The following is a 6000-nucleotide window of genomic DNA, read 5'->3' as shown; positions in this document are numbered from 1 at the left end:
GTGCCGGGCGCTGCGCCGTAGCAGGCGCAGCCAGCGCCCCCGGCGCAACGTCCCTCACCTCCGGCAGGATGCCGGGAGGGAGGGACGGGCGCGCGCCGAGCAGCGCGTGTATGCGCGCAGCTCGCTCCTTAGCGGCAGCGCGCAGCGCTTGCAGCCGCGCGGCCGCGCCGGAGCGCGCCAGTAGCGCCTCGTGCTGCGCGGCCAGCTCTTGCCGCGCCGCCATCAGGCGCGGCGCCAGCTCCGCGAGCAGCCCATCCGCCAGGGCGAGGGCTGCGCGGCGGTAGCGGCCGGTAATCCCGGCCGCCACGTCGGCGGCGTAGCGAAGCGTGTACTCGCCGGAAAGCAGCGCGCCCTCGCGGGCTGGGCCGGCGATCCACTCCTCCTCCGCCTGCGGAAGCTCGGACTCGAGCCGGCTTTCCCACTCCGCGCTCCATAGCGCCTCCCCCTGCCCGAGACGGCGCAGCAGGTCGCGCACATGCCAATCGACCTGGGCCAGTGTCTGCTCCTGCAGCTCGCTGAGAAATTGATCTCTTCTCCGTTCCTTCTCACGCTCGGTCTTGGCTCCATGGAACAGAAGTCCGGTCTTGAAGCCCGGCTTCCGGCTCTCCAAATACAGCGCGGCCGCCTCCCGAAGCGCAGGCGTCATGACATGCGCATTAGCGAGGAGTGCATCCACCTCCTTCATAAAGCCAGCGCGCAATCGATCGATGAAGCCATCCTTTTCTTTCAACTCCAGCTCCAAGGACGACAATTCATTTTGCAAGCTTTGCACCGCTTCCTCGCCGCCGATTTCCTCCAGCAGCCGTTCCCGCTCCTCCTCGTCCGCATCATCCAGCCGCTTTAAATATTGCTCCGCCCCATGAAAGAGCGAGCAGCCGATGCTAAACTCCAGCAGGCTTTGCCGAATGTCAAAGAGAGCGTTAATCGTCTCCTCAAGCTCGCTTAGCATGTTTAGCGGATGAGACAGCTCCTTCAAGGAAATATAGAACACGCCTGCCGGTACGATCCCCCACAGCTCAAAAGCATCCTCCACAGAGGTTCGGTACTTCTCGAATGACAGCTCGTTGCTTCGGTGCTTATCGATCTGATTCACGACGAGATAGAGAGGCTTTCCCCAATCCGCCAGCCGTTTGGCAAACGATAGATTGCTTTCCGACAGCACGTGATTATAATCCATTACATAGAATACGACATCGGCCAAATGCAGCGCTGAATTGGTGGCCAGCGCATGGCCAGCATCATTGGAGTCGACGCCAGGCGTATCCAGCAGCACGCCATGCCGGCCTAAGATAGGAACATCATCCCACAGGGAGATCATCGAATATGTATTTCCATCCCGGCAATAGTCGTCCAACTGATTGAGATTAAGCTCAATTTGCTCGGAGTGTGCTGCTTCCGATTCCTCTACGCCTTCAAAAGCCGATCCCGCACCTTCCGCTCGCGTGAGCACAGCACGCGGTTCGCCATTGCGTATAGCAGCAACATTAGCCGTGGTGGGTATGGGACCTGACGGCAGCACCTGCTTGCCGCACAGCCTGTTGATCAAACTTGACTTTCCCGCAGAGAAATGTCCGCAGAACGATAACGTTAATTCCTGAGCTTCTAGCTTCTTCTTTAAATCCCGAATCTCCCCGTGCGCCCTTAGGTCTTTACCTGTCTCATATACATCCAAAAACTGGTCAAGACGATCATGAAGCCGCTGATCCCGACCAATTGTCAACGTTTCCATAAATATGTACTCTCCTTATTTATGTTTGCAAAATTCAGGCGAAGTAAGAAGCTGTATTCATTTTGTAATCTCATTCTCCTACATCATCCATGTCTTAGGAAATACATCCATTTTACATGAGTGGCATCCGACAGGGAAGTCTCATAATTAGTGATTTTCCAGTAAAAATTAAAGAACTTCCCGCTTATTTAAAGAAAAACACGGTACAGAGCACATTCTTCGATGCCAGGTTACGATTATCTTCGTTTTTGATTAAAAAATAAGGATTTCTCCCTTTTAATCAACACTTATTCTATTCGCCTGCTTTCCCCTATCATACCTCGTATTATTTCTGTAGCAAGAGCAAAAAAACCGCCCTGCGAGTTTTCACTTCGCAAGACGGCGATGTTCTAGACGTGCGGTGCTGATCGCGACGGCTACATCGAAGGCGTTTCGAGCAAATCGGCCTCAGACGGAATCAAAATTTCAAACACTTTACCATGCTGGAGAATCGTAATCCCCTTCTCCTTATCCTTCATCACGACCACCTCGGGTTTGGACGCCATTCGCTCCAGGTAATGGCTCGGCACCTCGCCAGAGTCGCTGATGGTAATGCCTTCGAGCTCCCGCTCATCATTCTCTTGCAAATCAATTTCGATCACTTGTTCAAACATATCCGAGAATAGTTCAAAACTGTCGGTGTACACAGAAATACATTTCATGGAGTCTCATCCTCTTCTAACTAGGTTTGTAAGTCACTTCTCTCTATCTTTTCTGACCTGCGACTTTTTCATACGTTTCTTGCCTTCCCGGCATACATCCAGCAGCGGGCAGACCTCACACTGCGGATTTTGGGCCTTGCAATGATATCTTCCGAAAAAGATGAGCCGATGATGTGTGATCGTCCACTCTTCTTTAGGAACCCGCTTCATCAGCTTCTTCTCGACTTCAAGAACAGAGTCGTTCCAGCCCGCCAGCCCAAGCCGTTTGCTGACCCGTTCCACATGAGTATCCACGGCGATGGCCGGTACATCAAAAGCATTCGACATCACCACATTTGCCGTCTTGCGCCCCACGCCCGGCAGCGTTACTAGCTGGGCATGCTCACGAGGAACTTCTCCGTCATACTGTTCGATGAGAATCCGACATAAATTCTGAATATGCTTGGCTTTACTCCGAAATAATCCGATGCGCCGGATATCCTGCTCCAGCTCTTCTAACGGAACCGAGAGGTAATCCTCCGGCGTCTTATATTTCTGAAATAAATCATCCGTCACCTTGTTTACGGTTGCGTCGGTACACTGTGCCGACAGCAGCACGGCAATCGTCAATTCAAACGCATTGCTGTGGCGGAGCTCACAGTGCGCATCCGGAAACATAGCGCCGATACAGTCCAGAATATGACGGACACCCGCGGCATTCATGTCTCCACCTAACCTTTCTTCACGAAGAAAACCGTCTTGATCCGGGAATGATCCCGCATCAAGACGGTTAATTCTCACGAATATGATTATTGTTTTTCGATTTCAACGAGTCTATCGCCATTGAAATACAAAACAATTTTATCATCATCCTTCAGAGATTGCACGGATATTGTCGTGTCACCTTGGTGAATATACGTATCTGTATTTACAAAAAAGCGATATTTATCATCCGCGATCGAGGCTCTTTTGACAACGAGCTCTCTTGACGCTGCATCATAGCGGGAGAATTTCCGCTCCAGCGATGTCAGAACCTTAACGATGAGCGTACCATCGCTGTCCTTGCGCACTTCCACATGATCCGCTGTCGTCAAGCCGCCTGCACCCGTCGTTACGGACGTGCCGCGAACTACCTTGACGTTGTTCGACAGCGGGAAGGATTCAAGCGCGCCGGTGAATGTTTTTACGCTCAAGGTAGATGCGTCAATATTCTGTATGCTGCCAAGCGTCAGCCTCACCACTTGCAATGAAACCGCCTTGTGTCCATTAAATGCAACGTTAACGGTTTGGCCGTTTTGGATATTGGACACCTTGATCGGATTCCCGTTTTCGTCCGTCAGTACGGCCTGATCAACATAGAAGCTCTCCGTAAGTCCATTATTGGCATTAACCGCTCTAATGCGGCTATAGGAAGTATCCACCGAGCTGATTACAAATTGGGCGGAAGACTTTAATGCGAGCGTCTGCACCGCATCCTGATTGGCACTCAGCATGGCGACGACCGGATCGCCGACCTTAACATCGCTAAGCGTCGCTCCGCCTTTGCCATACAATTCAATGGTAGGAGCCGATCCCTGGTAAGGCAAGGTTACCGTTTTGCCTCCTGGAGTAAGCAGCGTAAGCTTCTTCTCGGATGTATTTACGGATACGAAGGTTCCTTCATATTTATAAATCATTTGCACGCTAAGCGCGCGGCTGCCGATATAAGTCACATTGATTTTCCGATCCTTGTTCAAGACGGATCCCATGCCCTCCAAGGTCGGCTGCGTGGAGTTATATTCCACTTTGGTCTTATCGTCTAATACAAAGACATGCGGCTTCGTATTCGCATCCATGACGGTCAGCGTCTTCGACTTGCTGTCATAGTTAACGACAGTAGCTGCGGTCAATTGCTCGGATTGACGGCCCTGCACCACGATCTTCGTCACCCGCTCCTCAGCGTCCAGCGTCAGCTCGACCTTATCTCCGCCGTTCAGATCAGCAATGAGGTCATCGAAAGTTGCATCATTTATCCCGCCAACGATGATGTCCGGCTTCTCGGCCAACAGCTTCACTTCAGGATAACCACTAGCATTGCTGTAAGTCAGAAGGCGTCCATTTTGATCAAGGCCTAACAGCGTTCCCATTACCGTGCGCTCCACGCTTTGCGTAACCTCAAGCGAATCCAGCACACTATTTTTTACCGTATACTTAACAGAGGAGTTCTCTCTCAATTCACTTAGATTGTTCAGCTTCTGACTTTGAAACAGCAAAATCGTTGTGTCGTCGACTGCAAATGTTTCGACATTGCCAGCTGCATCGCGGATCGATACTTTCTTGCCCGTCACATCCACAGCATCGATCGTACCTGTACCCGATTTGCTGACCAAAGCCGACTTCACCTGAACAAGCACCGGCTTCTTGGCAGACGTATACGTTTCCCGCTGTACAATAATCGTGCTTTCCGGCGTCAGGCTGTCGGGAGCTATCTTATTCCCGTTCTGATCCAGGAATGATGTTGTGCTGTCGAACGTATACTCCACAGAATCATTATTCACGAGCATCAATATCCGATTGCCGCCCAGAATGCGCAGCAGAGTGCCTTCCGTGCTCTCGAGCTGCTGCTTCTCATCGATCACCTCGACATACGCCGCCGATCCGACTTTATCGATGGCCATTACTTTCGTATAAGGCTTCAAATCACTCTTTGCAATCTTTAGCTGCGAATCCTTATTGTAATATACGCTGCGGTTATCCAGAATGAAGCTCTTCAATTGATTATCGACGTATAAGGTCAGCTTATTGTCAGTTAATTCGGTTACGATTCCTTCGTACACGTTCGAATAATTGGCGTTTAAATGTTCTCCGCCTTTTCCAAAGAAGGTTGCGATTTGCGCTCGGGTCACATTGCCTTGCGGATCGAATTTATTCCCTTCAATCCCCTTTGTAATGTCTAGTTGAGCCGCCAATCTGACGTAGCCTCGTGCAGAAGCGGAAATTTTGTCGTGATCCGCGAAACCGGTTGCCTCTGCTCCGAGCGCTTTAGCTTCTTCATCTTTATCCAGAGCCCGGATCAAAATTTTAGCTACCCACTCGCGGGACGCTTTCTTCTGTCCCCAAGACTCCTTGGCTTTTATCGCTGCGAGTTCTTCGTCCTTATCGATCAGCTTCTTCTTTATAGCCAGCTCAACATAAGGCTTGGCATATCCGCTGATTTGCAGATCGTCGGGAGCCGTCTCTCCGCTGCCAAGTTCCCCGCTCAAATTCATGAAGCGGATCGCCATGGTGATGGCCTCCTGCTGCGTTACGCTGTCGCTTGGACGGAACTTGCCTGCATCCCCGACAATGATGCCCTGAGCAGCCAGTTTATAAATATACTTCTCCGCCCAAAAACCGTTCTGAACGTCACTAAACAAGGTAAATGCCGTATTCGATGTATTGCTCGTTTTATTCCCCGCATCGCCGCCTGTCGATCCTGCCGACTCGTCCGCGAAGACAGCAGCGCTGCCGCTTAAACAGATTGTGGCTGCGAGCATGGCCGAAACCGCTTTTTGGGTATTTCGTCTATAGCTGCGTTTAAATGATGACATTAAATTCTCTCCTTCAAAAATG

Annotated in this window: 4 protein-coding genes; all 4 read right to left on the bottom strand. The window is 51.3% G+C overall.

Features of this window, described 5'->3' with window-relative positions; genetic code table 11:
- Positions 1-1729, bottom strand: a 1729-nt coding sequence (locus tag ACE3MQ_RS09955) for a dynamin family protein (RefSeq protein ID WP_379392452.1), incomplete at its 3' end; no start/stop codon positions are given.
- A 416-nt stretch (positions 1730-2145) separates the two neighbouring features.
- Complete coding sequence (locus tag ACE3MQ_RS09950; RefSeq protein ID WP_379392451.1) at positions 2146-2430, bottom strand: NAD/NADP transhydrogenase alpha subunit; 285 nt, start codon at positions 2428-2430, stop codon at positions 2146-2148.
- A 33-nt stretch (positions 2431-2463) separates the two neighbouring features.
- Positions 2464-3132, bottom strand: a complete 669-nt coding sequence (gene nth, locus ACE3MQ_RS09945) for an endonuclease III (protein WP_379392450.1) — start codon at positions 3130-3132, stop codon at positions 2464-2466.
- A gap of 86 nt (positions 3133-3218) precedes the next feature.
- Entirely contained in the window at positions 3219-5978 is a 2760-nt protein-coding gene (locus tag ACE3MQ_RS09940) for an S-layer homology domain-containing protein (protein ID WP_379392449.1), read from the bottom strand.
- Positions 5979-6000 lie beyond the last annotated feature (22 nt).

The sequence above is a fragment of the Paenibacillus lentus genome (assembly GCF_042714055.1).
GTDB classification, from domain to species: Bacteria; Bacillota; Bacilli; order Paenibacillales; family Paenibacillaceae; genus Fontibacillus; species Fontibacillus lentus_A.
Note: the sequence above shows the minus strand (reverse complement) of the source record. Positions and strands in the feature narration are given on the sequence as shown.

What these genes read in the sequence shown, in the direction of transcription:
- ACE3MQ_RS09940 (WP_379392449.1), bottom strand. Translation starts at nt 5,978, where the DNA reads ATGTCATCATTTAAACGCAGCTATAGACGAAATACCCAAAAAGCGGTT.
- ACE3MQ_RS09950 (WP_379392451.1), bottom strand. Translation starts at nt 2,430, where the DNA reads ATGAAATGTATTTCTGTGTACACCGACAGTTTTGAACTATTCTCGGAT.
- nth (WP_379392450.1), bottom strand. Translation starts at nt 3,132, where the DNA reads ATGAATGCCGCGGGTGTCCGTCATATTCTGGACTGTATCGGCGCTATG.